We start from the raw sequence: 24167 nt of genomic DNA on the forward strand, positions 1-24167 counted from the left end.
CCGAGGCCGGACCCGTGAGAGTCGGACCAGGAGGACGCCATGACCATGGATGTCAGCTACATCGCCCGCAACCTCAGGCTCCCGGAGAGCTTCCGCGACCACGTCGTCGAGCGCACCGAGCGCCTCCAGCCGCTCGCCGAGGGCGCCGACACGCTCGAGGTCCGCGTGACGAAGTCCTCCCACCACAAGCACTCGGACGAGACGGTCCGCGTGGAACTGACGGTCCGTGGCCCGCGGGACGTCGTGCGGGCCGAGGCCGACGCGGACGACAAGCTGGTCGCCTTCGACCAGGCCGCCACCCGACTGGCCGAGCGCCTGCGGCGCATGCGCGACCGCCGCAAGGACCGCCGTCACGGCAAGCTCGGCGCCTCCCGCGGCGCGGGCGAGGTCGGATTCGTGCCGCCGCTGCCGCCGTCGGGTGCCGCGCTGGCCGCGGAGGAGGCCGCCGAGCAGGACGCCCCCGAGGTGGGCACCCCGGTGCGCATCCGCCAGAAGGCGTTCCCCGCGACCCCCATGAGCGTGGACGAGGCCGTGGACGCGATGGAGCTGGTGGGCCATGACTTCTTCCTCTTCCAGAACGCCGAGACCGGCGTGCCCTCCGTGGTCTACCGCCGCCGGGGCTGGAGCTACGGCGTGATCCGCCTGGACGAGTCCCTCCCGCAGGATCACGTCTCCGCCTCCGAGGGGGAGCGGGCCTACCAGGCGCGCGAGGACTGACCGCCCCGCCGACGTCGACCACGACCTGCTGACGCCGCGGCGCCCGTCCCCTCCGGGACGGGCGCCGCGGCCCGTCCGGACTCGGCCCGTACACTGTCCCGGAGACCGCGCCACGGCCGAGCGCGAGGGGCATCCCGTCCCGCCCCGGCCACACCGCAAGGGAGCAGAGAACCAGTGCCTTCGATCATCGACCGCGTCCTGAAGATCTCGGACAACCGCGTCCTCAAGCGCATGCAGGCCACGGTGGACGCCGTGAACCTCCTCGAGGATGACTTCCGGGCGCTCAGCGATGCGGAGCTGCGTGCCGAGACGGACACGCTCCGGGCCCGGCATGCGGACGGCGAGTTGTTGGACCTGCTCCTGCCGGAGGCGTTCGCCGCGGTCCGGGAGGCCGCGGGACGCACGCTCGGCCAGCGGCACTACGACGTCCAGCTGCTCGGCGGCATCGCGCTGCACCAGGGCAACATCGCGGAGATGAAGACCGGCGAGGGCAAGACCCTCGTGGCCACCGCCCCGGCCTACCTCAACGCGCTGTCCGGCAGGGGCGTGCACGTGGTGACGGTCAACGACTTCCTCGCCTCCTACCAGGCCGACCTCATGGGCCGCGTGTTCCGCTTCCTCGGCATGCAGACGGGCGTCATCGTGGCGGGCCAGACCCCGGCCGTACGCCGCGAGCAGTACGCCGCGGACATCACCTACGGCACGAACAACGAGTTCGGCTTCGACTTCCTCCGGGACAACATGGCCTGGTCCCTCGACGAGCTCGTGCAGCGTGAGCACCACTACGCGATCGTCGACGAGGTGGACTCGATCCTCATCGACGAGGCCCGCACCCCGCTGATCATCTCCGGCCCCGCCCAGGGAGAGGCCAACCGGTGGTACGGCGAGTTCGCCCGGCTGGTGCGCCGCCTCGAGGCGGACACGGACTACGAGGTGGACCACAAGAAGCGCACCGTCGGCATCCTCGGCCCCGGCATCGAGAAGGTCGAGGACCACCTCGGCATCACGAACCTGTACGAGACGCAGAACACCACGCTCATCCAGTTCCTGAACAACGCGGTCAAGGCCAAGGAGCTGTTCAAGCGGGACAAGGACTACGTGGTCCTCGACGGCGAGGTGCAGATCGTCGACGAGCACACGGGCCGCGTGCTCAAGGGACGCCGCTACAACGAGGGGCTCCACCAGGCCATCGAGGCCAAGGAGGGCGTCGAGGTCAAGCCCGAGAACCAGACGCTGGCCACGGTGACCCTGCAGAACTACTTCCGCGGCTACGAGAAGCTCGCCGGCATGACGGGCACCGCCGAGACGGAGGCCGCCGAGTTCACGTCGACCTACGGCCTCGGCGTCGTCGTGATCCCGCCGAACCGGGAGCCACAGCGTGTGGACCGCAACGACGTGGTGTACAAGAACGAGAAGGTCAAGTTCGACGCCGTCGTCGACGACATCGCCGAGCGGCACGCGAAGGGCCAACCGGTCCTGGTGGGCACCACCTCGGTGGAGAAGTCCGAGTACCTCTCCACGCTGCTGGCCAAGCGCGGCGTCCGCCACGAGGTCCTGAACGCGAAGAACCACGCCCGCGAGGCCGCCATCGTGGCGCAGGCCGGCCGCCCGGGCGCCGTCACCGTGGCCACCAACATGGCCGGCCGCGGCACCGACATCATGCTCGGCGGCAACGCCGAGTTCACGGCGGTGGCCCGCATGCAGGAGCTGGGCCTCGACGCCGCCGAGGACCCGGAGGCGTACGAGGCCCGCTGGCCCGAGGTGCTGGCGCAGGCCGAGGCCGCCGTGGAGGACGCGCACCGCGCGGTCATCGAGGCCGGCGGCCTGTACGTGGTGGGCACCGAGCGCCACGACTCGCGCCGCATCGACAACCAGCTGCGCGGTTGTTCCGGCCGTCAGGGCGACCCGGGCGAGTCCCGGTTCTACCTCTCCCTCACGGACGAGCTCATGCGCAACTTCAACCCGGGCGTGGCCCAGCGGATCATGAACAGCCCGTCGATCCCGGACGACATGGCGCTCGAGTTCGGCTTCGTCTCGAAGGCGATCCAGAACGCGCAGGCGCAGGTCGAGGGGCGCAACGCCGAGCAGCGCAAGAACGTGCTCAAGTACGACGACGTGATGAACCGCCAGCGCGAGGCCATCTACACGGACCGCCGTTCCATCCTCGAGGGGGAGGACCTGCAGGACCGGGTGCGCCGCTTCGTGGAGGACGCCGTCGGGAACATCGTGGACGCGGCCACCGAGGAGGGCCACGCCACCGACTGGGACCTCGACCAGCTGTGGCGGGACCTGGCAGAGCTCTACCCCGTGGGCATCTCGCAGGAGGACGTCCTCGACGAGGTCGGCGGCCGGGGCCGGCTCACGGCCGAGGTCCTCAAGCGCGAACTCGTCTCCGATGCGCTCCTGGCGTACGAGGACCGGGAGGCGCAGGTGGGGTCCGAGGCGCTGCGGGAGGCGGAGCGTCGCGTGGTGCTCGCCACCATCGGGCGCCGCTGGCAGGAGCATCTCTACGAGATGGACTACCTCAAGGAGGGCATCGGGCTGCGCGCGATGGCCCAGCGCGAGCCCCTCGTGGAGTACCAGCGCGAGGGCTACACGATGTTCCAGAACATGCTCGCCGCCATCCGCGAGGACGCCGTGCGCACGCTGTTCCAGGCGCAGATCAGTGCGGCCCCCGCGTCGACGTCGCTGCCCGGCGTCCAGGACGCCCGCGCTGTGACGATGGCACCGCAGATCTCCGTGGAGGGTATCGACGCCCCGCAGCAGCCGGCGCAGCTGCGTTTCACCGGTCCGTCCGAGGACGGGCAGAGCGCGGTCACCCGCAGCGGCACGGACTCCGGCGCCACGGTCGCGGCGGGCACGAACCGCCGCTCCCGCCGTCAGGCGGAGCGCCGCGGCCGCCGCGGCTGACCGGCGCCCCGTCACGACGCAGGACGAGGGCCCGCAGACCTCCAGGTCTCCGGGCCCTCGATCGTCAGTCCGACGGGACGATCCGGCTCAGCCGATCTCGACCGACGTCACCTTCCACCGGCTGAGCCGCCGCTCGAGTCGGAGCGCGAAGGCCCGGGCCCGGCCCTCCCACAGCACCGTCGCGCTGGCCTCCACCCGGCCGGGCGCGACCTCGCACACGCGGGCACCCACCGGGCGGGGTGCGGACTTGGGCGTCCGGGGCGGGACGGCCGCGGAGGGCCGTCGACCGGGCCCGGTCGGCGCGACGGCGCCCAGCAGCTCCATGCGACGGGTCAACTTGTCCAGGACCTCGGGCGAGAGCCAGCCGGAGAGGTCCCGCAGGGCACGGCGGCCCGTCTCGACCTCGACGCAGGCGACGGCGATCACGGCGGCGAGCGAGCGGACGCGGCGCAGCTCCTCGCGCCCCTGTTCGGTGCGGGCCCGCCGGGCGATCTCCTCACCGCGGGGCAGGACTGCGGGGCTGTGGGCGGGCCCGTGGAGGAGGGTGTCGGCGGTGCGCCGGTCGGAAGCGGCGCGGGGGCGGGTGGCGAGGGTGGTCATGGCGGTCTCCTGAGGACGAGGCGAAGCGGGGGAGTGCAGGGTTGTGGATGTCATGGCCGTGGTCCGTCCACGCCGGCGTGCGGGGTGAACACGGGGGAGGTCAGCACGGTGCCGGGCAGCAGCAGGTGCGGGTCGTCGCCGATCACCCGTCGGTTGGCCTCGTACCAGCGGCGCCAGCGGGCGTCGATCTCTCGGGGGGTCGCGTCCGGGCCGAGCTCGGCGGCGGCGAGGTGCCACAGGCAGTCGCCGCGCCGGACGGTGACGGTCGGGTGGTCCGGATCCGCACGGCCGGTGCCGGCGCCCGGTGGGGCCGGCGCCGGGGGCCGGGGCGTCCACGCGGCGTCCGGCGCCGGGGCCTCGACGCCGGTGGCGTGCGCAGGCACCGCAGCCACGGTCCAGGAGGCGTCCGGCACGGGATGAGCCGCGTCCGCCCACGCGGCCGGTGCCGCGAGCAGCTGGGCACCGACGACGGCGCCTGCCACGCGTCCGAGCAGGGCGGGAGTGAGGCTCCGGCCCAGGCGGGCCCAGGCCGGCCGACCCGCGCGGCGCCCCAGCGCGACGAGCGCCAGCCCGATCAGGCCCACCGCCCACCATGCGAGCAGTCCGAGCCCGGCGAGACCGGCACCGAGGCCCAGCACGCGGGTCAGTTCCGCCCCGGGCGCGCTGGTGCCCGTCTGCAGCAGCGCCGCGGCACAGGCGAGCAGACCGGGACCGGCCAGAAGCAGGACGGTGAGGCCGACGGCGTCCGCCGCGTCGACCGGACGGGTCGGGGCCGGGCCGGCCGGTGATGTCGAGCGCTCCATGGATTCCCCTCCTGTGCGTCCGTCCGGCCGGGATCCCGCGATCAGGCCGGTGATGATGATCACAGTGAACTGCACGGGCCGATAGGTGTCAAGAGTGATGTTTGATGATGTTTGATGACGACCGATGTCCGGCGCTGAGCCTCCTATGCTGAGCGCATGCGGTGGAACGGACTCTTCGACGACCTGGAGGCGCACTGGGCCGACCTCGGCTGGCAGGAGACGGTGGCCGAGGCCGCGGAGCTGACCCGAGCGGAGTGGATGGCGCTGTCCCTGGCCGACCGCCTGCGCGGAGCCCGAGGGCGGCAGGTCCGGCTCCACCTGGCCTGGGGCGAGGTCGTGGACGGCGTGGTGCACACGGTGGGCCAGGGCTGGGTCGGCGTGCACGTCGACGGCTCGGGATCGGCGATCGTCGCGGTGGACTGCGTGGCGGCCGTGGAGGCCGACCTGACCCGGGCCGTGGCCGCGCCCGAGCTCGCCGCGGCCGGCTGGGGGACGGTGCTGCGCGGCATCGCGCGGACGCGCCAGCCGGTGGCGGTGACGGGACGCCTCGGCGCGGCGCTGGCGGAGGGCACCGTGGACCGGGTCGGCGGCGACCACCTCGACATCGCCCGCCACCCGCGGGACGAGGCCCGGCGGGCCGCGGCCGTCCGCGGGCGGCTCGTCATCCCGTTCGGGGCGCTGGGGACGGTCCGGACCGCGCTGCGCCCCGCCTGAGCAGACCGTGTGGGCTCAGCGGGCCTGCGCGTCCGCCTCGGTCCACTCCCGGACGCGGGCGCGCGTCACTTCCTTCTGACGTTCCACGTAGTCCTCGAGCCAGGACAGCTCGATGCGCCACTGACCGCGGCCCCCGACCTGGATGGCCTGCAGCTCACCCGAGCGGACCAGGGCACGGGCGGCCTGACCGGAGATGTTCAGGGTCTCCGCGACGTCGGTCAGGGTGAGAAAGCGCTGCACGGTGCTCCTTCGGTCGAGGCGTCCAGGACGGTCGCGGGCGGCCCACGACGTCGACCCATTCAACCCCGGGAACACCCGGAGGCGACACTTTTCCACAGCGTACGCGGCGGATCCGGCGATCCACGGCCCCTGTGGTTACTCTGGGCGCAGCGCGGAGGGGCCGACACCGACGGGGTGCCGGGGCCGCGGCGGCCCGAGGGGCCGGTCCGAAGGGGGGAACATCCGGTGTCCACGACCATGTCCGCGTCCGCCGAGGGCGGCCGTCTGCGCCGGCCCCGCTGGCGGGATCCCCGGCTCCTCGTCGGTCTCGTGCTCGTCCTCGCCTCGATCGCCGGCGTCGTGGCGCTGGTCGCCTCCGCCCAGCGGACCGCAGCGTACTGGACGGCTGCGGAGGACCTGCCCCCGGGCACACCCATCGCGTCCGGGGACCTGCGCCCCGTGGAGGTGAACCTCAGCGAGGCCGGCGAGCGGTACCTCAGCGCCGATGCTCCGGCTCCCGAGGGGCGGATGGTCTCCGGGACGGTCCGGGCCGGTGAGCTGCTGCCGGCGGCGGCACTGGTGGACGCGGACCCGGACGGCCGTCGTCCCGTCGGGGTGGCCCTGGACGAGCCGCTGCCGTCCGGCGTGGGCGTGGGAGACCGCGTGGACGTCTGGGTGGCCATGCCGGCGGAGGGAGGCCGCGGCCATGCAGACCCGGCCCGGCTGGCCGAGGCGCTCGAGATCTCCGAGGTCACGGCGGAGCAGAACGGCTTCGGCGGCTCGGGCACCACCCGGGTGCAGCTGCTGGCACCAAAGGAGACCCTGCCGCGCATCGTGGACGCGAAGGTGAAGGACGCGCGGGTCACCCTCGTGCCGGCCCACGGGGTGCGCTGACCGTGCGCATCGCCCTGGCCACCACCGTCCAGCCGGGCCTGGACCACATCGGCCCGCTCGAGCGGCACCAGACGGACATCACGGTCCTCCGCCGGGCCGAGGACATCGCCGAGCTGCTCGCCATCGCCCGCTCCGGTCTCGTGGACGCGGTCCTCGTGGCCGGGGACACCGAGTCCCTCACCGCCGCCTTCCTGGAGGAGACGGCCCGGCTGCCCCGACCCGTGGGCGTGGCGGCGCTCAGCGAGGTCCGTGCCGAGCGGCGTCGTCTCCGCAGCATGGGGGTGCCCTGCGTGCGCGCCGACGCCGACCCCGAGCAGATCGCGGCCGTCGTCGTGGAGTCCGCGAGCGCCGCCGCGGAGGGCCGCCGGCCGGAGACCTCGCACGGGGAGGACGCCGACCACGCCCGGGATCACGCCGAGGACCTCGACGACCTGCCGATCACCCTGGAGACGCTCGGCGCGGACGAGGTGCCCGGCCTCACGGACCCCTGGCGCGACGCCGACGAGCCCGACGACGCCGGGCCGGGCGCCGCCCCCGCCGCGGCCACCCCCGACGGCGGCCCCGCCACGGCGGACGAGGGAGCCGACCCCGCACCCTCTCCGGAGGAGGGCGAACCGACCGCACCCGCGCGGGAGTCCCTGGTGACCGTGGTGTGGGGTCCCACCGGCGCCCCGGGACGCACCACCGTCGCCGTGAACCTCGCCGCCGAGCACGCCGTGGCCGGCCGGAACACGCTGCTGGTCGACCTGGACACGTACGGCCCCGCCGTCGGTGTGCACCTGGGGCTGACGGAGGAGTCGGCCGGCGTGGCGCGGGCCGTGCGGCGGGCCGACCACGGCCGGCTGGGCGCCGCCGACCTGGCGGCCGCGGGCGTCCGCGTCCGCGTCGCCGGCGCGGACCTGACGGTTCTGACGGGGCTCACCCGCGTGGACCGGTGGCCGGAGCTGCGCCCCGCCGCCGTCACCGCGCTGATCGCGGCCGCCAGGGAACGGTGGGACCGCGTGGTTGTCGACGTCGGGTTCGGTCTCGAGCAGGACGAGGAGTTGTCCTTCGACGTGCCCGCCCCCCAGCGCAACGGTGCGACCCTGGCGGCGCTCGCCGCGGCCGACGAGGTCATCGCGGTCGGCGGGCCGGACGCCGTCGCGCTGCCCCGCCTGGTCCGCGGGGTCGAGGAGCTGGCGGAGGCGGCCCCGGCGGCACGGCTGCGCGTCGTGGTCAACCGGCTCCGGCCCGCCGCCGCCGGCGTCGCCCCGCGCGGGCAGGTCGAGGCCGTCTGGAACCGCTACGCCTCGCCGGCCACGCCGCTGGAGGCGTTCCTGCCGTGGGACCCGGCCGCCGCGGACCCCGCGCTGCTCGCCGGCCAGGTGCTCGCCGAGGCCGCTCCGAACAGCCCGCTGCGTCGCGCCCTCGCCACGCTGGCCGGTGTCCCCGCCCGCCCCGCCCGCCGCGGACGGCACCGCGCACGGCCCTCGCAGACCATCGCCGCCGCGTCCTCCGACGACGTCCGCGACGCCACGGACCCGGGCCGCCCGGCACGTCGCCGTACCCTGATCCCATGGTCAGTTCGCTCGCGCAGGACCCCCTGACGTCGCACCCGGACATCGGAGACGAGGACCGCGCCTGGCTGCAGCGGCTCGTGGGGGACTGGCAGCTCGTGGCAGACCTGGCGCTCGCGGACCTCGTGCTCTGGTGCCCCGTGCCCCGCCGCGACGAGGCCGGAGGGTTCGTCGCGCTCGCCCAGGTCCGGCCCTTCACCGCTCCCACCCTCTTCCACCGCGACATCGTGGGCTCGCGCGCCCGCGCGGACCTGCGGGCCGTCGTCGGGCAGACGTGGCATGGCGGGGAGCGGGCCGAGGGGGCCGGCCCCGTCGAGGCCCCGGGAGGCACGCTGCAGGTGCGTCTGTGGCCGGTGGTCCGCGCCGGGAGGGTCATCGCGGTCGTCTCCGCGCACGCGGACCCGAACGGCCGGCCGGCGCGCTCGGTGATCGAGGAGAACTACAGCCGGACGGCCAGCACCCTGCTGGACATGATGCAGCACGGCCGCTGGCCGGCGCCCGAGGAGCCCTCCGGCCTCTGGGCGGGCGGCACGCCGCGGGTGGGGGACGGCCTCGTCGTGCTCGGGCCGGACTCGGTCGCCGAGTTCACCAGTCCCAACGCGGTCTCCGCCCTGCGCCGGCTGGGCATCGCCTCGACCCTCGAGGGGCACCGGCTCACCGACGTGCTGGCCAGCACCGAGGCCGCCCGCGTTCCCACCGACGAGGGGACGTGGGCGGTGCTCACCGGCCTGCGTGCCGGACGGCGGGAGGTGCAGTCCGGCGGGGCGTCCCTCACGGTGCGCTCCGTCCCCCTGCTCGGTCCGGACGGCTGGCAGGGGGCGCTGCTGCTGCTGCGCGACGTGACCGAGCTGCGCCGCCAGGAGCAGCGTCTGCTCACCAAGGACGCGACCATCCGCGAGATCCACCACCGCGTCAAGAACAACCTGCAGACCGTGGGATCGCTGCTGCGCATGCAGGCGCGGCGCACGTCCTCGCCCGAGGCGGAGCGTGCGCTGCGTCAGGCGATGCAGCGGGTGGACACGATCGCCCTCGTCCACCAGACGCTGAGCGAGGAGATCGAGGACCAGGTCCCCGTGGACGGTCTGCTGCAGCGGCAGTTCCGCCTGGCCGTCGAGGTGGCCGGGGACGGGCGGCCGCTGCAGGTCGCGGTCACGGGTGAGTTCGGTGAACTGCCCTCCCACGTGACCACGCCGCTGGCGCTGGTGCTCAATGAGCTGGCGGCCAACGCCGTCGAGCACGGCACGGCGCCGGGCGGTGGCTGCGTGGGCCTGCACGCCGACCGCGAGTCGACCCCCGCGGGAACGGTGCTGGTCGTGTCCGTGACGGACGGCGGCCCCGCCGCCCCCGACGGATGGGTGCCGGGGGAGTCTCCCCGCGCGGGCGAGGGATCGGGGCTCGGCCTGCGCATCGTGCACTCGCTCGTGGAGGGGGACCTGCGCGGCACCCTGCGCTGGGAGCGGTCCGACGACGGCGGCACGCGCGTCGTGCTGCGACTGCCCCTGACGTGAACCCGGCCGGGCATGACGACGGCCCCGTCGACGAGGTCGACGGGGCCGGTGGTCCGGGTGGGTCAGGAGGCGCGGCGGGCGCGTGCCGCACGGCGCTTCATGGCGCGCCGCTCGTCCTCGCTCATGCCGCCCCAGACGCCCGAGTCCTGGCCGGACTCCATGGCCCACTTCAGGCACGTGTCCACGACCTCACACGAGCGGCACACCGCCTTGGCCTCCTCGATCTGCAGGAGGGCGGGGCCGGTGTTGCCCACGGGGAAGAACAGCTCCGGGTCCTTGTCCAGGCACGCTGCTTTACTGCGCCAATCCATCGGTCCGCTCACTTTCTGTCGGAAGAGCCGGAGCCCGCGGGCGCCGGTGGTCACGGCCTCCGCCGGCGGCGGGCGCGGGGGCCTGCGCGGACGACGCGCGGCACGACCGATACGGAGGGCGACCCTGGTCATTGCAACGGGGACCGCTTTCGTACGAACGCGGCCCCCGGAAATCTTTCGCGTGCCATCCTCGCACGGCCCTCACGAGTGAACAAGAGGTGAATGAGGTGCATCACCGCACCTCCCAGTGAGTCCTTGGTCACACCTGTGCCCGGGGCGGCGCGTCGCCGCGGACCTGGCCCGCGCACCGCCCGGCGTACGGTGGGGGACACGTCCGTCCCCGCAGCCGTCCCGCAGGAGAGGCCCCATGGCACAGTCCCGCCGCCCCGACCCCGTCGCTCCGTCCGAGTCGTCGGGCGCCGACGCGACGACGGTCCCGCCCCGCCCCGGCCGGGGCCTGCCGGTGGCCGTCCTCGTGGTCGCCGCGGCGCTCCTGGCCGAGGCGGGCGCGCTCCTCTGGCTCGCCGTGGACGCGGTGGTGCATGCGGCGGACGGGGTGCTCCCGGCCGGCGCCCGCGTGATGCTGATCGTCATCTACGCGCTGCTCGCCCTGTGGATCCTCGCGACCGCCGTCGCCCTGCTGCGCGGTCGGGCGTGGAGCCGCGGCGCCGCCGTCGCGATCCAGCTCTTCGGTGTGCTCCTGTCGTCATGGCTCTTCAGCGTGGACGCCGCCGCTCTGGGTGGGCCGCTGCTCGCGGTCTCCGGCGTCGCGCTGCTCACACTCTTCACGACGCCGGTCACCCGGCATCTCACCCCCGCCCCGGAGGCCTCGACGGACGCCTGAGCCCCGCCCCGACGACGACGGCGCGCCCCCGGTCGGGGGCGCGCCGTCGTCGTCATCGGGGGGCGTGGTCAGTTCACCGGGCCGGTGAACTTCTCGCCGGGGCCCTTGCCCGGGGCGTCCGGGAACGGGGAGGCCTCACGGAACGCCAGCTGCAGCGAGCGCAGGCCGTCGCGCAGCGGGCCGGCGTGCTGGCTGCCGATCTCGGGGGCCGCGGCCGTGACCAGCCCGGCGAGGGCCGTGATGAGCTTGCGGGCCTCGTCGAGATCGATGAGCTCGCGGGCGTCGGGGGAGTCGGCCAGGCCGCACTTGACGGCGGCGGCGGTCATCAGGTGCACGGCGGTGGTCGTGATGACCTCGACGGCGGGGACCTCGTGGATGTCGCGGATCTCGGCGGGGGCGTCCATGGGGGTGGCGTCCTGGGCCTGACGTTCGTCTGTCATGGTGGTAAGCTTCCCATAGACCACTCGTGGTCCGCGCACGTCCTCGTCATCCGGTGACCCCGGAGCAGGCGTGCACGGGCCAGGAGCAGCAAAGTGGAGGCCTCTCTCCCACCCGCGTCAGCAGGATGTCCGGTTCGCCCCGGGCCGAGTTGCCGGGTCGCCGGTCGGGACCGCCGCGTCGTGGCGCGCACCCCGCACCGAGGGTCCCGTCCGACGGGACCGTGTCGAGGCCTCCGTCTGCGTCCGCGCAGGGGAGGCCTTCCTCGTTTCCGAGGGTCCCTCCGGTGGGCGCGGGATCACCCGTCGTCTCGCACAGAGGAGTACCACCATCAGCGATCCCCGCATCAACGAGCGTATCCGCGTTCCGGAAGTCCGCCTGGTCGGCCCGAACGGCGAACAGGTCGGCATCGTCCGCGTCGAGGACGCCCTCCGGCTCGCCGCCGAGGCGGACCTGGATCTCGTGGAGGTGGCCCCCACGGCCAAGCCTCCGGTGTGCAAGCTGATGGATTTCGGCAAGTACAAGTACGAGGCCGCGGTGAAGGCCCGTGAGTCGCGCAAGAACCAGGTGAACACGGTCCTCAAGGAGGTCCGCTTCCGCCTGAAGATCGACAAGCACGACTACGAGACCAAGACCGGCCACGCCAAGAAGTTCCTGAGCCAGGGCGACAAGGTCAAGGCCATCATCCAGTTCCGCGGCCGTGAGCAGCAGCGTCCCGAGCTCGGCATCAAGCTGCTGCAGCAGTTCGCCGAGGACGTCGCCGAGCTGGGCACCGTCGAATCGCAGCCGCGCCAGGACGGCCGCAACATGGTGATGGTGGTCGGCCCGCTGCGCACCAAGGCCGATGCGCGCGCGGACCAGCGCAAGAACTCGGCCGAGAGCCACCGCGAGCGTCAGGGCGGCGGTTCGCGTCGCGACCAGGCCGCCCGCGAGGCCAAGGAGCGCGCCGCGCAGAAGGCGGCGTCCGACTCCGCCCCGGTGCGGAATTCGGTCGGGGACGCGTTCCCCGAGCAGCTGAAGGCCATGGCCGCCCGGACGCAGGAGAACGCCTCCGCGGCCCCGGCCGAGACGAAGCAGGCGCCGAAGACCCCGGCCCCGGCGGCTCCCCGCCCGGCCACGAAGCCGGCCTCCAGCGCCACGCCCGCATCGTCCCCGAAGCCGGCCGCGACGCCGAAGCCGCAGTCCTCGGCTGCGCCGGCTGCCACGCCGAAGCCGCGGTCCGCCGCCAAGCCGGCCGCGCCGTCGTCGGCTCCGAAGCCGGCGGCCAAGCCGATGCCGGCCCCGCCCAAGCCCGCCGCCCCCCGCGGCGGTGCCCCCAAGCCCGGTCCTCGGGCCTGACCCCCCGGGGTCGCCACAGACCAGCCCGGTCCGCACGGACCGGGGTGACCAGCACTGCCGCGCGCGCCGCGCACGGCAGCGATGAGTGAAGGAGAACGGCAGCCATGCCGAAGATGAAGACCCACAGCGGTGCCAAGAAGCGCTTCCGCGTGACCGGCTCCGGCAAGATCATGCGCCAGCAGGCGAACCGCCGCCACTACCTGGAGCACAAGTCCTCGCGCCTGACCCGCCGTCTCAAGGGCGACCAGCTCGTCTCCAAGGGCAGCATCAAGCAGATCAAGCGGATGCTCGGCATCTGACACCCCCTCCGGCCTCGCCGGAACCCCTTCCTCCTCGGCCGTGACGCGCCAGTGCGCGCCCCGGGGACCACACAGATTGGAGTACGCACGTGGCACGTGTGAAGCGGGCAGTGAACGCCCACAAGAAGCGTCGGACCATGCTGGAGCGCGCCTCCGGCTACCGCGGCCAGCGGTCTCGCCTGTACCGCAAGGCGAAGGAGCAGATGCTCCACTCGTTCACCTACAACTACCAGCACCGCCACAAGCGCAAGGGTGACTTCCGTCGCCTGTGGATCACCCGCATCAACGCGGCCGCCCGCGCCAACGGCATGACCTACAACCGCTTCATGCAGGGCCTCAAGCTGGCCGGCGTCGAGGTGGACCGCCGCATGCTGGCCGAGATCGCCGTCTCCGACGCCGCGACCTTCGCCGTGCTGGTGAAGACCGCCCGCGAGGCGCTGCCCGCGGACGTGAACGCCCCCGCCGTCTCCCGCTGCGCCGGCTCCGGGGCCCTGAGAGCCCCACCACCACGCCCCAGGCGTGAGCACCACCGCCGACGGGGCGGGTCCTCCACCGAGGCCCGCCCCGTCGGCGTCTGCGCACCCGCGCCCCGCCGAACCCGACCAGGAGAGCCCATGACCCCGCCCGCCGAGCCGCTGACCCACCCCCGCGCCGAGCGCGTCCGCGCCGTCGCCGCCCTGGCCGCGGCCCGCGCGACGCCGGACCGGCACGTTCCTGGTGGAGGGCCCGCAGGCGTGCCGCGAGGCGCTGCGCGCGCACCTGGGGGAGGGGCCGGCGGGCGCGGCGCGGCAGTGGCCGGCCGGTCGCGTCCTCACCCAGGTCTACGTCTCCGCCGGGCTCGCCGACCGGGACTCGGAGCTGGCGGCCCTCGTGGAGCGGGTGGCCGCCGACGGGCCCGACGGCGGCGAGCGGGTGTTCGTGCGGGAGGCCTCGGACGAGGTCCTGACGGCCATGGCGGACGCGGTGACGGGCCAGGGCGTCGTGGCCGTGGCCCGCGTCCCGGATCAGCCCGCCCTGGAGGACGCGTTCGACGGTGCGGCGCTGGCGGCCGTGCTGTGCCGCGTGCAGGACCCGGGCAACGCGGGGACGGTGCTGCGCGCGGCGGACGCCGCGGGCGCGGACGCGGTGGTGCTCACCGCCGGATCGGTGGACCCGTTCAATCCGAAGGTGGTCCGCTCCACCGCCGGGTCCCTGTTCCACCTGCCCGTGCTCGCGGGGGTGCAGGCGGAGGACGTGGCGGTGGCTGCCCGGGCGGCGGGTCTACAGGTGTGGGCCGCCGACGGCCACGGGTCCGATCGACTGGACGCCCTGTCCCCGGCGTCGCTGGGGGCGCGCACCGCCTGGCTGTTCGGCAATGAGGCCCAGGGCCTGGACGAGGCGGAGCTGGCCCTGGCGGAGCGCCGGGTGGCCGTGCCCCTCTACGGCGCCGCGGAGTCCCTGAACGTGGGCACGGCGGCCACGGTGTGCCTCTACGCCTCGGCGATGGCCTCGCCGACCACGCGGGACTGAACGCACACGCCAGAAGGGGCGGGGATCCGTGAGGATCCCCGCCCCTTCTGGGGTCGACCCGGCGGGTGCCGGGTCAGCCGATGTCAGCTCAGACGCGGGTGCCGCGGCGGCTGGTGATGGCCTGCCAGATGAAGGCCACGATGACGCCGCCGATCACAGACCAGATGAGCGTCTGCCAGCTGAACGCGTCGCCGAGCCCTTCCCCGCCGAGCAGGGTGGAGATCCAGCCACCGAGAACGGCACCCAGGAGGCCCGTGATGAGGGCACCCAGCCAGCCGGAGCCCTGTCGCCCCGGAAGAATCAGGCGAGCGATGGCACCGGCGATGAGGCCGATAATGATCCAAGCGATGATGGTGAACATGCTGATGTTCCTTTCGAGTTGCGGATGATGACGTACGGAAAGGAGCTTAGCCAAGCCGATTCCACCTGTGCCACCTCTGACGGCCCGCTACCCCTCGATCGCGAGGTCAGCCGCCCGTGGACCGAGCGCGCCGCACGCGATTCACACGGTGGCGGCGGAGGGGCCGTCGTGCGGGACGGCGCCGACGGCGGGGGTGCGTCGGACCAGCAGGAGCGCGAGGACGAGGCCGCCGAGGGCAATGGCGGCACCGATGAGCGGCGGGGTCCTCAGGGAGGCTCCGGCGCCGATCGCGGCCGCGCCGACCCAGGCCCCCATGGCGTTGGCCATGTTCAGTGCGGAGTGGTTCAGGGAGCCCGCCAACTGCGGCGCGGTGGGGGCGGAGTCCACCAGCAGCACCTGCAGGGACGGGGCGATCCCGGAGCCGCTGACGGCCACCAGGAAGAGGAAGACCACCATCACGGGCGCCCACTGCGCGGTCAGGCCGACGCCCAGAAGGAAGACGGCGCTGAGTGCGAAGCTCAGACGCAGCGTGCGCACCGGGTCGCGGTCCGTGAGGGCGCCGCCGACGAGCGTGCCGACGACCATGCCCACCCCGTAGAGGGCCAGGACGGCGGGCACCCACCGCTCATCGAGGCCGGACACCGTGGTCAGCAGGGGGGCGATGTAGGTGTAGAGGGCGAACATGCCGGCGAAGCCGAGGACGCCGACGGCCACCGTGGCCCACAGGCGCCCGGACGCCAGGCCGCGCAGCTCGCGGCGCACGGACGCCCCCTCGGGCGCCGGGACCGGCGGCACGAGCCATGCGGTGGCGGCCACGCACAGGGCCGCGCACGTCGCCACGATGACGAACATCCAGCGCCAGCCCGCGCTCTGGCCCAGGGCGGTGGCGGCCGGGACGCCGAGCACGTTGGCCACCGACAGGCCCGCCATCACCCATGCGACGGCCTGGCCACGGCGGGCGGGCCCGGCCAGGTCCGCGGCGGCCAGGGCGGCCGCCGAGAAGTAGGCCCCGTGGGGCAGGCCGCAGATGAAGCGGGCGGCCATCATGGTGGCCGCGTCCGGGGCGAGGAAGGCGGCCACGTGGCCCGCGAGGAAGAGCAGCATCAGCACGATGCTGGTGAGTCGTCGGTCCACCCGGGCGAAGGCGGCCGCCAGCAGCGGGGCGCCGACGACCACGCCGAGGGCGTACATCGAGATGAGCACGCCGCCGGCCTCCAGCCCGATGCCCAGGTCCGCCACGGCCTGGGGGAGCAGCCCCATGATCGCGAACTCCGTGGTGCCGATCGCGAAGCTGCCCAGGGCCAGCGCGAGGATGGCCGGCAGCAGACGCACGCGGCGGCCGCCCAGCAGCGCGCCGGGGCCCGTCGGCGCGGTCGGTGGGATGGACGGGTCCGGGCGCGTCGGACGCGGGGCGCGGGGGGAACGGTCGTGGGCGCCGTCGGCGGCGGGAGTGGGGGTGGGCACCGACCCAGCCTACGGACTCCGGTCTGCGGGGGCGGGGGCCTCGCTAGCCTGGGCTCATGACCTCCGCCACACCTGCTCGCCCCGTGCTCCCTGCCAGCCCGACGACGTCGCCCCGGGACGGTGCGCGACCGCGGCTGGTCGTGGGGCTCGCGCTGCTCGACGATGCGGCCGCGCCGACCCGCCTGCTGGCGGCCCGCCGCAGCGCGCCCGCCGCGCTGCGGGGACTCTGGGAGTTCCCCGGGGGCAAGGTCGAGCCGGGGGAGGGTGCCCAGGAGGCGCTGCTGCGGGAGTGTCGGGAGGAGCTCGGGGTCGCCGTGCGGCTCGGCCCCGAGGTGGCGGCGCCGGAGCCGGCCGGGTGGGAGCTGGCCAACGGCGCCCGGATGCGGGTGTTCTGGGGCGTCCTGGCGGAGGAGGGGGCGAGGCCCCGAGCCCTGCAGGACCACGATCTGCTGGCGTGGCTGCCGCTCGCCGGGCCGGGCGTGCGGCACCTGGACTGGATCCCGGCGGACCGGCCGATCGTGGCCGAGGTGCTCCGTGGCGCCGCCACGGCGTTCTCCGCGGGGCGCTGAGTCGACACGCGGCCGGCCGCGCCCCGCGGACCGGTCAGAACAGCGCGGGCTGCGCCGCCGGAGCGGAGGGCCGGGGTGCCGGGGTGCGCCGGGCCGTGGGACCGTCCTCGCGCCGGATGCCGTGGGCGCCGCCGCGGGCCAGGCCGTGCCGTGCGGCGGCCTCCCCGGCCACCCGGGTGAGCATGCGACGGTACGACTCGGGCGCGTAGGCGGACCGGGCGTACATCTGCTCGTAGCCGGCCAGCAGATCCGGGTGCTCACGGCGGATCCAGTCCAGGTACCACTCCTTCGCGCCCGGCCGCAGGTGCAGGGCGCCCGGCATGACGCGCGCGGCTCCGGCGTCCGCCAGCGCGCGCATGAGGGCGTCGATCTCGCGGTCCCCGTCCGTGAGCCACGGCAGCAGAGGCATGGCCATGACGGTGACGTCCGCACCCGCGGCGGCGAGCCGCTCGATCAGGCGCAGGCGTGCGGTCGGCGACGGCGTGCCCGGCTCGACCGCGGCGGCGATGGCGGGATCGAGCATCGCCAGGGACAGCGAGACCTGCACGGGCACCTGACGCGAGGCCGCCTGCAGCAGGGGCACATCCCGCGCGAGCAGGGTCCCCTTGGTCAGCACGGAGAACGGGGTGCCGGAATCCGCCAGGGCGCGGATGATCCCGGGCATCAGCGCGTAGCGGCCCTCGGCCCGCTGGTACGGGTCCGTGTTGGTCCCCAACGCCACCGCCTCGCGGCCCCACGTGGGCCGGGCGAGCTCGGCGCGCAGCACCTCGGCGACGTTGACCTTCACGACGATCTGCCGGTCGAAGTCGGCCCCGGCATCGAGCTCGAGGAAGGTGTGGGTGCTGCGGGCGTAGCAGTACCGGCAGGCGTGGGTGCAGCCGCGGTACGGGTTCACGGTCCAGCGGAACGGCATGGCCGAGGCGGACGGCACCGAGTTCAGTGCGGTCTTGGCGACCACCTCATGGAAGGTGACGCCCGCGAACTCCGGGGTGGTGACACTCCGCTGCAGGTCCGAGAGCGGCAGCAGGGCGGCGGAGCCGGCCGGTGTGCCGGCCGTCGCCCGCTGGGCTCCGCCCTCGGACCGCAGGGTCTGCGCTTCCCATCGCATGGCCAGAAGTAGAACACATGTTCGAATCGACCCGCAAGCGTGTTCGAGTCCGGGCGTGGCGCGGGCGCCCAGACGCGCCTACCGTGGTCGCCATGACCTCCCCTGCACCCGCCCCGGTAACCCGCGTCCTGCTCACGGGCTTCGAGCCCTTCGGCGGGGATGTCCACAACCCGTCGACCGCCGCCGCACGGGACGCCGTGGGCATCCTGGCGGACCGGGGTGTGACGGCCGAGGCGGTCGAGCTGCCGTGCGCGTTCGGCGCGGCCGGGCCTGCCCTGACCGCGGCCCTCGACCGGGTCCGGCCGGAGGTGGCGATCGCCGTCGGGCTGGCAGGCGGCACGGCGGCGGTGCGGGTCGAGCGGGTGGCCGTGAACCTGCAGGACGCCCGGATCCCGGACAACGCGGGGGACCAGCCCGTGGACCGGCCCGTGCGCGCCGACGGGCCCGCGGCCCTGTTCGCCACCCTGCCCGCCAAGCGTGCCGTCGCCGCGATCCGGGCGGCCGGCGTCGCCGCGGAGCCGTCCCTGTCCGCGGGCGCGTTCGTGTGCAACCACGTCATGTACTCGCTCCTCGACGCCCCCGGCACCGCCCGGGCCGCCGGTTTCATCCACGTGCCGTGGGACGCCGAGCACCGCCCGACGCCGGACACCCCGGCCCTGCCCGCGGCCGACCTGGCGCGCGCGGTGGCCGAGGCCGCCCTGACGGCGCTGGCCGGCGGCCCCGACCTCGACGTCCCCGGCGGCACCCTGCACTGACCCCCGGACCCGTCAGCGGCGGCGCCGCAGGCCGCGGACCACGGGCCGCTCGACGTAGCCGCCCAGGGCCAGGCCCGCGCGTCGTTCGAAGACGTTGCGCGACGCCGGGTCCCCGGTCCGCCACGTCGACCACGCCGCCGCCAGCGCGTACGCCGGCAGGAAGGGCAGACCCAGCAGGAGGGCGTACTGGTCCGCATGGCCGGCCTCGTGCCGCCACAGCGCGGGCGTCATGCGCAGGCCGGGGCGGGTGAACACGACGTCGCCGACCGTGAACGCGGCCCCGCCCGGGAACCGGTGCGTCCAGCCGCGGGCCTCGACCAGCCCGTGCGGCCCGGGCTGCAGCGCGCAGCCGGCGACGACGGCGCCCACCAGCCCCAGCGGCGTCGCCAGGTTCACCAGGTTCCACAGCCCGCGCGCCCGCACGTGCGCCGGAGGCGACGGCCGGGAGGGGGCCGCGGTCATGGCCGCACCGTGGGTCCGGTGCCACAGGCGGGGGACCCAGACGCGGGGACGTCGAAGTAGAGCGGGGCATGGGCGGCGCAGCCCGGGTTGAACGGCGCCCCGCAGGCCGGGCACGCGGGATCGGCGGTGGCCTCGAGGGAGAGGTACGCGGTCACGCTCAGCTCGGTGCGGCACACCCCGCACAGCACATGCGGCCGGTCGAAGTCGTCGGCGGGCACCGGCACGGCCGGGTGGTCGGTGAGCTCCGCGTGGCAGCGGTGGCAGGACCAGTACGCGGGGCAGCAGGCGAAGCGCAGGGCGACGACGTCCCGCGCCGTGGCGTAATGGGCGCAGCGGGTCTGCGCGTCCAGGCCCACGCCCCGCAGCAGCGGGTCGGTGCCGTCGAGGGAGTCCGGGGCGGTCATGCGCCTCAGCCTAGGCCGAGCGCGCCCGGGGCGGACACTAGACTGACGGGCGTCCCACCGTCCCCCATGCGAAGGTCGTTGCCCTGATGACACCCAGCCCCGAGACCGGCGCGGAGCCCACCGCGCCCGTGGCGGAGATCTCCCCCGTGGACGCGGAGGCGGTGGAGGCCGCCGTGCAGGCCGCGCTCGCCGCGTACGAGGCCGCGGCGGACTTCGATGAGCTCAAGGCCGCCCGCCTGGCCCACACCGGCGACCGGGCCCCCCTGACTCTCGCGAACAAGGCGATCGGCGCCCTGCCCAAGGAGCGCAAGGCGGAGGCCGGCAAGCTCATGGGCGCCGCACGCGGCCGCCTGGGCAAGGCCCTGGCCGCCCGCACCGAGGTGCTCGAGGCGGAGCAGGCCGCGCGGATCCTGCGCGAGGAGACGGTGGACGTGACCACCGCGGTCCGTCGCCGCCGCGTCGGCGCCCGTCACCCGCTCTCGCTGACGATGGACCGCGTCTCGGAGATCTTCGTCGGCATGGGCTGGGAGATCGCGGAGGGCCCCGAGCTCGAGTCCGAGTGGTTCAACTTCGACTCCCTCAACTTCGCGCCGGACCATCCGGCCCGCGAGATGCAGGACACCTTCTTCGTGGCCCCGGCCGAGGCCCACCTGCTGCTGCGCACCCACACCTCCCCGGTGCAGATGCGCTCCCTGCTCGAGCGGGGCGCCCCCACCTACGTGCTGTGCCCGGGTCGCACCTTCCGCACGGACGAGCTGGACGCCACGCACACCCCGGTGTTCCACCAGTTCGAGGGCCTGGCCGTGGACAAGGGCCTGACCATGGCCCACCTGCGCGGCACCCTCGAGTACTTCGCCCGCCAGATGTTCGGGGCCGAGGCGGCCATCCGCCTGCGCCCGAACTTCTTCCCGTTCACCGAGCCCAGCGCCGAGCTGGACATCTGGCACCCCGGCGCCAAGGGCGGGCCCCGCTGGATCGAGTGGGGCGGCTGCGGCATGGTGCACCCGAATGTGCTGCGCGCCGCGGGCCTGGACCCGGAGGAGTACTCCGGGTTCGCGTTCGGCATGGGCGTGGAGCGCACGCTCATGTTCCGCAACGAGGTCCCGGACATGCACGACATGATCGAGGGCGACGTCCGCTTCTCCCAGCACTTCGGAATGGAGGTCTGATCCATGCGCATCCCCCTGGACTGGCTGCGGGAGTTCGTCCCCGTGCCCGCGGAGCACCGTGCCGAGGACGTGATGGCCGACCTCGTCCGCGTCGGCCTCGAGGAGGAGGACGTCCACCGTCCGGCCGCCGAGCTGCAGGGCCCGATCGTCGTCGGGCAGGTGCTCTCCAAGGAGCCCGAGCCGCAGAAGAACGGCAAGACCATCAACTGGTGCTCCGTGCGGGTGGTTCCCGAGGGCGCCGCCCAGCCGCTCACCGGCGAGGGGATCGAGTCCTCCGGCGTGCAGGGCATCGTGTGCGGCGCCCACAACTTCGAGGTCGGGGACAAGGTCGTCGTGGCCCTGCCCGGCGCGGTGCTGCCCGGCGACTTCCGCATCAGCCCCCGCAAGACCTACGGCCACGTCTCGGCCGGCATGATCGCCTCCAGCACGGAGCTGGGCATGGGCGACGACGGCACGGACGGGATCATCGTGCTCGGCGACCTCGGGCTCGACCCCGAGCCGGGCACCGACGCCCGGGACGTCCTGGACCTGCACGGCGAGGCCGCCGAGATCAACGTGACGCCCGACCGCGGCTACGCGTTCTCGATGCGCGGCGTCGCGCGCGAGTACGCGCACGCCACCGGCGTGCCCTTCACGGACCCGGCCGCCGCCGTCCACCCGCCCGCGGCCGACGACGCCGGCCCGGCCGTCCGCATCGACGACGACGCGCCGATCCACGGCGAGCCCGGGGCCACCCGCTTCGTGGCCCGCACGGTCTCCGGCGTGGACGCGACCCGCCCGACCCCGCCGTGGCTGGCCGCGCGCCTGCGCCTGGCCGGCATCCGCACCATCTCCCTGCCGGTGGACATCTCCAACTACGTCATGTGGGAGCTGGGCCAGCCCCTGCACTTCTACGACGCGGACACGCTCTCCGGCGAGATCGTGGTGCGCCGCGCGCGGGCCGGAGAGACTCTGACCACCCTCGACGGCAAGGAGCGCGAGCTCGACGCGGAGGACCTGCTCATCACGGACGACTCCGGCCCCATCGGCCTGGCGGGCGTCATGGGCGGGGCCGCCACCGAGGTCACGGACGCCACCACCACGATCGTGGTCGAGTCCGCGAACTTCGACCCCGTGTCGATCGCGCGTACGCGGCGCCGGCACCGCCTGCCCTCGGAGGCGTCGAAGCGCAACGAGCGCGGCGTCGACTGGGAGATCGCCGACGAGGCGGCCGAGCGGGCCGTCCAGATGCTCGTCGAGCTCGCCGGCGGCACCGCCGAGCCCGGGGTCACCGACGTCGGGACGCGGCCGCAGCCGGCCGTCGTCGAGATGGCCGCCGACTTCCCCTCCGCCCTGGTGGGCGTGGCGTACACGACCGACGAGGTCGTGGTGACGCTGGGGGCCCTGGGGGCCGAGGTGACCGTCGCCGAGGCCGCCGCCGACGTCGCCCCGCGGCTGACCGTGACCGCGCCGTCGTGGCGCACGGACCTGCGCATCCCCGAGGACCTCGCCGAGGAGGTCGCGCGCCTGCGCGGCTACGACGCGATCCCCTCCGTGGTGCCCGTGGCCCCGCCGGGCCGCGGCTTCACCCGCCGCCAGGCCCAGCGTCGCCGCGTGTCGGCCGCGCTCGCGGCCGCGGGACTCACCGAGGTGCTCGCCTACCCGTTCGTCTCCGAGGAGCAGAACCGGCGTTTCGGGGCGGACTCGGACGCGCAGGGCCAGGCCCTGGCGATGGTGGCCCTGGCCAATCCGATCGCCTCCCAGTACCGGTACCTGCGCCTGTCGCTGCTGCCGGGCCTCGTCGAGACCGCGCGCCGCAACCTCGGACGCGGCTTCCGCGATCTGGCGCTGTACGAGATGGGGCTGGTCTTCCTGCCCGGCGCGCAGCTGGGCTCGGCGACGATCCCCCCGCGCGCGGTCCACCCCTCCGCCGAGGTCCTCGCCGACCTCGAGGCCGGCATCCCCGCTCAGCCGTGGCACGTGGCCGGTCTGTACGCCGGGCACGACTCGGCGCCCGGGCCGGACCACGACCCCCGCCCGGTGGACTGGCAGGACGCGATCGCCGGGGCCCTCGACGTGGCCGACGTCCTCGGCGTCGAGCTGACCGTCCGGCAGGGCCGGCACCACGCGTTCCACCCGGGCCGGGTGGCCGAGCTCGTCGTCGTGACCGAGCACGGGGACCGGGTGGTGGGCGTCGCCGGCGAGCTGCACCCGCAGTGGCTCGAGGCCGAGGACCTGCCCGCCCGCACGAGCGTGTGGGAGCTGGACCTGGACGCGCTGTGCGCCGCGGCCCCCGAGATCGTGGTCGCCGCACCGCTGTCCACGTTCCCCGTGAGCACGCAGGACGTGGCGCTCGTGGTGGACGAGGCCGTCGTGGCCGGGGACGTGCGCGCGACCCTCGCCGAGGGTGCCGGGGAGCTGCTCGAGGCCGTCGAGCTGTTCGACGTCTACCGGGGCGCGGGCGTGCCGGAGGGGCGGAAGTCCCTCGCGTTCTCCCTGCGCTTCCGCGCCCCTGACCGCACGCTCACCGCGGAGGAGGTCTCCGAGGCCCGCGCCGCGGCCACCGCGCTCGCGGCGCAGCGGCACGGGGCGGTCCAGCGCTGACCGTGTCCGTCGCGACCGGCCCGTGGGGCCTGACCTCGGCCGTCCCCGCCTCGGCGGGGGCGGCCGACGCCGTCTCCGCGCTGCTCGGTCAGGTGCGCACCGCCCTGACGGCGGCCTGGGGCGTGCCGGTGGGGCCGCTCGGGCTCCGGCACGCCTGCCCGCGCTGCGGCTCGGCCGCGCACGGCGTCCCCGCGCTGACCGGCCTGCCCCCCGGCCGGGTCGCCCTCGTCTCGTTCACGCGCGTCCGGATGCCCGGCACTGAGGACCGGGCTCGGATCGGGGCGTGGTGGGCGCCGGCACGGCCCGCCGACGGGCTCGGCCTCGGGGTGGACGTCGAGCGGGCGGACGCCGCGGCCTTCGCGGACGAGGACGGCCTGGGCGGGGTGGGCTTCTCGACGGCGGAGCGCGCCCGGGTGCGGGAGCTTCCCGCCCCCGAGAGGCCCGCCGCGCGGGCCCGGCTGTGGACGCGGAAGGAGGCGCTCGTGAAGGCCGCCGGCACCGGCTTCACGGGCGACCCCGCCGCCGTCGACGCACTGACCGTGCCGGCCGACGTCGTGCTGGTGGACCTCACCGACCGGCTGCCGGGCGGTCTCCTCGGGGCGCTGGCGCTGCGGGGCCGCTGAGTCGACCGC

The 24167-nt window shown here is 74.8% G+C and carries 24 protein-coding genes and 2 pseudogenes; 16 read left to right on the forward strand and 10 right to left on the reverse strand.

The genetic code is table 11. The features are described 5' to 3' along the window. Positions 1–39: 39 nt before the first annotated feature. The gene (hpf, locus tag SOY78_RS05115) at positions 40–717 is read left to right on the forward strand and encodes a ribosome hibernation-promoting factor, HPF/YfiA family (RefSeq protein WP_060973936.1); all 678 of its coding nucleotides are present in this window, start codon (positions 40–42) and stop codon (positions 715–717) included. 174 nt (positions 718–891) lie between these two features. Beyond that, positions 892–3627: a preprotein translocase subunit SecA gene (secA, locus tag SOY78_RS05120; RefSeq protein ID WP_324701888.1), complete on the forward strand. Its 2736-nt coding sequence runs from the start codon at positions 892–894 to the stop codon at positions 3625–3627. Positions 3628–3714: 87 nt separating this feature from the next. Here secA and SOY78_RS05125 read toward each other — a convergent pair whose 3' ends face one another. Further along, positions 3715–4227 carry an Rv3235 family protein gene (locus SOY78_RS05125; protein ID WP_052833459.1) on the reverse strand — a complete coding sequence of 171 codons (513 nt, stop codon included), beginning with the start codon at positions 4225–4227 and terminating at the stop codon, positions 3715–3717. Positions 4228–4277: 50 nt separating this feature from the next. Beyond that, the gene (locus SOY78_RS05130) at positions 4278–5030 is read right to left on the reverse strand and encodes a LysM peptidoglycan-binding domain-containing protein (RefSeq protein WP_044659782.1); all 753 of its coding nucleotides are present in this window, start codon (positions 5028–5030) and stop codon (positions 4278–4280) included. Between the two features lie 156 nt (positions 5031–5186). On the opposite strand from SOY78_RS05130, the gene SOY78_RS05135 reads away from it, so the two are divergent. Next, positions 5187–5744: a hypothetical protein gene (locus SOY78_RS05135; RefSeq protein WP_036383497.1), complete on the forward strand. Its 558-nt coding sequence runs from the start codon at positions 5187–5189 to the stop codon at positions 5742–5744. Positions 5745–5759: 15 nt separating this feature from the next. Here the strand turns inward: SOY78_RS05135 and SOY78_RS05140 are convergent, their stop codons facing one another. Beyond that, on the reverse strand, positions 5760–5984 hold the full coding sequence (locus SOY78_RS05140; protein WP_123244132.1) for a helix-turn-helix domain-containing protein: 225 nt from the start codon (positions 5982–5984) through the stop codon (positions 5760–5762). A gap of 225 nt (positions 5985–6209) precedes the next feature. On the opposite strand from SOY78_RS05140, the gene SOY78_RS05145 reads away from it, so the two are divergent. The 3 genes from SOY78_RS05145 to SOY78_RS05155 are packed head-to-tail and all read left to right on the forward strand — an operon-like array spanning position 6210 to position 9921. Next, positions 6210–6857: an SAF domain-containing protein gene (locus SOY78_RS05145; RefSeq protein ID WP_123244131.1), complete on the forward strand. Its 648-nt coding sequence runs from the start codon at positions 6210–6212 to the stop codon at positions 6855–6857. 2 nt (positions 6858–6859) lie between these two features. Further along, complete coding sequence (locus tag SOY78_RS05150; RefSeq protein ID WP_324701889.1) at positions 6860–8443, forward strand: ATPase; 1584 nt, start codon at positions 6860–6862, stop codon at positions 8441–8443. Next, entirely contained in the window at positions 8413–9921 is a 1509-nt protein-coding gene (locus SOY78_RS05155; RefSeq protein ID WP_036316015.1) for a sensor histidine kinase, read from the forward strand. Before SOY78_RS05150 ends, SOY78_RS05155 begins: the two co-directional genes overlap by 31 nt. A gap of 62 nt (positions 9922–9983) precedes the next feature. On the opposite strand, the gene SOY78_RS05160 is transcribed toward SOY78_RS05155, so the two are convergent. Beyond that, positions 9984–10232 (reverse strand): WhiB family transcriptional regulator, encoded by a 249-nt coding sequence (locus SOY78_RS05160; protein WP_002854852.1) that lies wholly within the window; start codon positions 10230–10232, stop codon positions 9984–9986. Positions 10233–10599: 367 nt separating this feature from the next. On the opposite strand from SOY78_RS05160, the gene SOY78_RS05165 reads away from it, so the two are divergent. After that, a complete protein-coding gene (locus SOY78_RS05165) occupies positions 10600–11076 on the forward strand; it encodes a hypothetical protein (RefSeq protein WP_036383505.1) in 477 nt (158 codons plus the stop codon). A gap of 68 nt (positions 11077–11144) precedes the next feature. Here SOY78_RS05165 and SOY78_RS05170 read toward each other — a convergent pair whose 3' ends face one another. Beyond that, positions 11145–11516, reverse strand: coding sequence for a DUF1844 domain-containing protein (locus SOY78_RS05170; protein ID WP_036313345.1), 372 nt, complete (start codon positions 11514–11516; stop codon positions 11145–11147). A gap of 376 nt (positions 11517–11892) precedes the next feature. Here SOY78_RS05170 and infC point away from each other — a divergent pair, with 376 nt between their 5' ends. The 4 genes and pseudogenes from infC (at position 11893) to SOY78_RS05190 (ending at position 14660) form a co-directional block, all read left to right on the forward strand. Next, complete coding sequence (gene infC, locus SOY78_RS05175) at positions 11893–12852, forward strand: translation initiation factor IF-3 (RefSeq protein WP_205805428.1); 960 nt, start codon at positions 11893–11895, stop codon at positions 12850–12852. A 104-nt stretch (positions 12853–12956) separates the two neighbouring features. Beyond that, a complete protein-coding gene (rpmI, locus tag SOY78_RS05180) occupies positions 12957–13151 on the forward strand; it encodes a 50S ribosomal protein L35 (RefSeq protein WP_002853699.1) in 195 nt (64 codons plus the stop codon). An 89-nt stretch (positions 13152–13240) separates the two neighbouring features. Then, positions 13241–13624: pseudogene (gene rplT, locus SOY78_RS05185) on the forward strand (50S ribosomal protein L20); the annotation flags it as partial. A gap of 141 nt (positions 13625–13765) precedes the next feature. Then, positions 13766–14660 (forward strand): annotated as a pseudogene (locus tag SOY78_RS05190) (TrmH family RNA methyltransferase). Positions 14661–14748: 88 nt separating this feature from the next. On the opposite strand, the gene SOY78_RS05195 reads toward SOY78_RS05190, so the two are convergent. Together SOY78_RS05195 and SOY78_RS05200 are read right to left on the reverse strand one after the other, a co-directional pair. After that, a complete protein-coding gene (locus SOY78_RS05195) occupies positions 14749–15021 on the reverse strand; it encodes a GlsB/YeaQ/YmgE family stress response membrane protein (RefSeq protein WP_036315639.1) in 273 nt (90 codons plus the stop codon). A gap of 141 nt (positions 15022–15162) precedes the next feature. Then, positions 15163–16485 carry an MFS transporter gene (locus SOY78_RS05200; protein WP_044659789.1) on the reverse strand — a complete coding sequence of 441 codons (1323 nt, stop codon included), beginning with the start codon at positions 16483–16485 and terminating at the stop codon, positions 15163–15165. 56 nt (positions 16486–16541) lie between these two features. Between SOY78_RS05200 and SOY78_RS05205 the strand changes: the two genes are divergently transcribed. Then, positions 16542–17054 (forward strand): (deoxy)nucleoside triphosphate pyrophosphohydrolase, encoded by a 513-nt coding sequence (locus SOY78_RS05205; protein ID WP_041104197.1) that lies wholly within the window; start codon positions 16542–16544, stop codon positions 17052–17054. 34 nt (positions 17055–17088) lie between these two features. Here the strand turns inward: SOY78_RS05205 and SOY78_RS05210 are convergent, their stop codons facing one another. Further along, the gene (locus SOY78_RS05210; protein WP_041104195.1) at positions 17089–18162 is read right to left on the reverse strand and encodes an Rv2578c family radical SAM protein; all 1074 of its coding nucleotides are present in this window, start codon (positions 18160–18162) and stop codon (positions 17089–17091) included. Between the two features lie 92 nt (positions 18163–18254). On the opposite strand from SOY78_RS05210, the gene SOY78_RS05215 reads away from it, so the two are divergent. Beyond that, positions 18255–18917, forward strand: a complete 663-nt coding sequence (locus SOY78_RS05215) for a pyroglutamyl-peptidase I (protein WP_228062965.1) — start codon at positions 18255–18257, stop codon at positions 18915–18917. 12 nt (positions 18918–18929) lie between these two features. Here SOY78_RS05215 and SOY78_RS05220 read toward each other — a convergent pair whose 3' ends face one another. Both SOY78_RS05220 and SOY78_RS05225 read right to left on the reverse strand, forming a co-directional pair. After that, entirely contained in the window at positions 18930–19379 is a 450-nt protein-coding gene (locus tag SOY78_RS05220; protein ID WP_073117125.1) for a hypothetical protein, read from the reverse strand. After that, positions 19376–19783: a CHY zinc finger protein gene (locus SOY78_RS05225; protein ID WP_324701890.1), complete on the reverse strand. Its 408-nt coding sequence runs from the start codon at positions 19781–19783 to the stop codon at positions 19376–19378. Before SOY78_RS05225 ends, SOY78_RS05220 begins: the two co-directional genes overlap by 4 nt. Before the next feature lie 86 nt (positions 19784–19869). On the opposite strand from SOY78_RS05225, the gene pheS reads away from it, so the two are divergent. The 3 genes from pheS to SOY78_RS05240 are packed head-to-tail and all read left to right on the forward strand — an operon-like array spanning position 19870 to position 24158. Further along, positions 19870–20952 carry a phenylalanine--tRNA ligase subunit alpha gene (gene pheS, locus SOY78_RS05230; RefSeq protein ID WP_324701891.1) on the forward strand — a complete coding sequence of 361 codons (1083 nt, stop codon included), beginning with the start codon at positions 19870–19872 and terminating at the stop codon, positions 20950–20952. Between the two features lie 3 nt (positions 20953–20955). Then, positions 20956–23535, forward strand: a complete 2580-nt coding sequence (gene pheT, locus SOY78_RS05235; RefSeq protein WP_170721207.1) for a phenylalanine--tRNA ligase subunit beta — start codon at positions 20956–20958, stop codon at positions 23533–23535. A gap of 2 nt (positions 23536–23537) precedes the next feature. After that, entirely contained in the window at positions 23538–24158 is a 621-nt protein-coding gene (locus SOY78_RS05240) for a 4'-phosphopantetheinyl transferase family protein (RefSeq protein WP_036337488.1), read from the forward strand. Positions 24159–24167: the final 9 nt, after the last annotated feature.

The organism is Micrococcus sp. HOU01, assembly GCF_035609305.1.
Lineage (GTDB): Bacteria > Actinomycetota > Actinomycetes > Actinomycetales > Micrococcaceae > Micrococcus > Micrococcus luteus.

Coding starts and splice junctions, on each gene's coding strand:
- SOY78_RS05195 (WP_036315639.1), bottom strand. CDS start 15,021: ATGTTCACCATCATCGCTTGGATCATTATCGGCCTCATCGCCGGTGCC.
- rpmI (WP_002853699.1), top strand. CDS start 12,957: ATGCCGAAGATGAAGACCCACAGCGGTGCCAAGAAGCGCTTCCGCGTG.
- SOY78_RS05170 (WP_036313345.1), bottom strand. CDS start 11,516: ATGACAGACGAACGTCAGGCCCAGGACGCCACCCCCATGGACGCCCCC.
- SOY78_RS05125 (WP_052833459.1), bottom strand. CDS start 4,227: ATGACCACCCTCGCCACCCGCCCCCGCGCCGCTTCCGACCGGCGCACC.
- SOY78_RS05210 (WP_041104195.1), bottom strand. CDS start 18,162: ATGCGATGGGAAGCGCAGACCCTGCGGTCCGAGGGCGGAGCCCAGCGG.
- hpf (WP_060973936.1), top strand. CDS start 40: ATGACCATGGATGTCAGCTACATCGCCCGCAACCTCAGGCTCCCGGAG.
- SOY78_RS05215 (WP_228062965.1), top strand. CDS start 18,255: ATGACCTCCCCTGCACCCGCCCCGGTAACCCGCGTCCTGCTCACGGGC.
- SOY78_RS05130 (WP_044659782.1), bottom strand. CDS start 5,030: ATGGAGCGCTCGACATCACCGGCCGGCCCGGCCCCGACCCGTCCGGTC.
- SOY78_RS05160 (WP_002854852.1), bottom strand. CDS start 10,232: ATGGATTGGCGCAGTAAAGCAGCGTGCCTGGACAAGGACCCGGAGCTG.
- pheS (WP_324701891.1), top strand. CDS start 19,870: ATGACACCCAGCCCCGAGACCGGCGCGGAGCCCACCGCGCCCGTGGCG.
- SOY78_RS05165 (WP_036383505.1), top strand. CDS start 10,600: ATGGCACAGTCCCGCCGCCCCGACCCCGTCGCTCCGTCCGAGTCGTCG.
- SOY78_RS05155 (WP_036316015.1), top strand. CDS start 8,413: ATGGTCAGTTCGCTCGCGCAGGACCCCCTGACGTCGCACCCGGACATC.
- SOY78_RS05220 (WP_073117125.1), bottom strand. CDS start 19,379: ATGACCGCGGCCCCCTCCCGGCCGTCGCCTCCGGCGCACGTGCGGGCG.
- pheT (WP_170721207.1), top strand. CDS start 20,956: ATGCGCATCCCCCTGGACTGGCTGCGGGAGTTCGTCCCCGTGCCCGCG.
- SOY78_RS05135 (WP_036383497.1), top strand. CDS start 5,187: ATGCGGTGGAACGGACTCTTCGACGACCTGGAGGCGCACTGGGCCGAC.
- SOY78_RS05225 (WP_324701890.1), bottom strand. CDS start 19,783: ATGACCGCCCCGGACTCCCTCGACGGCACCGACCCGCTGCTGCGGGGC.
- SOY78_RS05205 (WP_041104197.1), top strand. CDS start 16,542: ATGACCTCCGCCACACCTGCTCGCCCCGTGCTCCCTGCCAGCCCGACG.